The sequence below is a fragment of the Aldersonia kunmingensis genome (assembly GCF_001646865.1).
In the GTDB taxonomy this organism is placed as follows: Bacteria; Actinomycetota; Actinomycetes; order Mycobacteriales; family Mycobacteriaceae; genus Aldersonia; species Aldersonia kunmingensis.
In genome coordinates this window covers 1-1,077 of the sequence record NZ_LRRB01000115.1, presented here as the reverse complement: position 1 = coordinate 1,077, position 1,077 = coordinate 1, and the positions used below count along the sequence as shown (strand labels likewise).

General features: G+C 63.9%; 2 protein-coding genes. Both read left to right on the top strand.

Annotated features, from left to right (window positions below; translation table 11 throughout):
- Positions 1-228, top strand: a 228-nt coding sequence (locus tag A8G08_RS09260) for an SDR family oxidoreductase (protein ID WP_157108477.1), incomplete at its 5' end; no start/stop codon positions are given.
- Between the two features lie 21 nt (positions 229-249).
- Positions 250-969, top strand: a complete 720-nt coding sequence (locus A8G08_RS09255) for an alpha/beta fold hydrolase (protein WP_068273076.1) — start codon at positions 250-252, stop codon at positions 967-969.
- Positions 970-1,077 lie beyond the last annotated feature (108 nt).

The following is a 1,077-nucleotide window of genomic DNA, read 5'->3' as shown; positions in this document are numbered from 1 at the left end:
AAGGAAGGCATTCGGGCCAACGCGATCACGCCGGGGCCGATTCTCAACGATGAGATGCGCAACCAGTACCCGGAACGGATGTTGGCGGGCATGCTCAAACAGACGAGGAGCACCCGACTCGGAGGCGCGGCGGATGTAGCGAGCATGGTCGCGTTCCTCGTATCCGACGAGGGCGCGTGGATCAACGGACAGACCGTGAACGTCGACGGCGGAATTGTTTTGCGCTAAACCCGGATCGAAGGAGCTCCCATGGCGACCTATGTCCTCGTGCACGGCGGTGGGCACGGCGGCTGGTGCTACCAGCGCGTCGCGCCACTGCTGCGCGATGCCGGCCACGATGTCTACACACCAACCCTGACTGGCCTGGGGGAGCGGGCTCATCTGCTCTCTCCCACAATCGATCTCGAAACCCACGTCGCCGATATCGCGGCGGTGCTGCACTACGAGAACCTGACCGACGTGATCCTCGTCGGACACAGCTACGGCGGCATGGTGATCACCGGTGCCGCGGACCGGGCTGTGGAGCGAGTTGGCAACATCGTCTATCTCGATGCCGCAACTCCCTTGAACGGACAGTCGCTCGTGGATGTCGCGGGACCCGTGATGCTGGCAGCGCGCACGATGAGTGAGATCGAGGATGGGGTTGAACTCGTGCTCCATCCCTCGCCCGATGCCGGCCTGTTCTACGGGATCACCGACCCGGACGACCTCGCCTGGATGGCGGATCGGCTCACGCCGCACCCGTGGCGCTGCTTCGAACAACAGCTCACGCTGAAGAACGAGGAAGCGCTTTGGGCGATTCCGCAGTCGCACATCATCTGTACGTGGTCGTTCCCCGGCCGCGACCCGGCACTGATGGCGCGAGCGGAGGCCGAGGGCCGGTTATGGCAGATCGACACCGGGCACGACCTGATGATCACCGAACCGGTCGCAGTCACAGAGGCACTGCTCGCGATCGCGGAGCGGTGAGCGCGTTTCGCGGTGATCACGAGCAAATGGCCCCTAAAAGGGCTCCGGCAGCGACCATATGCTCGTGATCACTGCGGACAGGAAGGTAGGCACGCATGACTGACGACC

What these genes read in the sequence shown, in the direction of transcription:
- A8G08_RS09255 (WP_068273076.1), top strand. Translation starts at nt 250, where the DNA reads ATGGCGACCTATGTCCTCGTGCACGGCGGTGGGCACGGCGGCTGGTGC.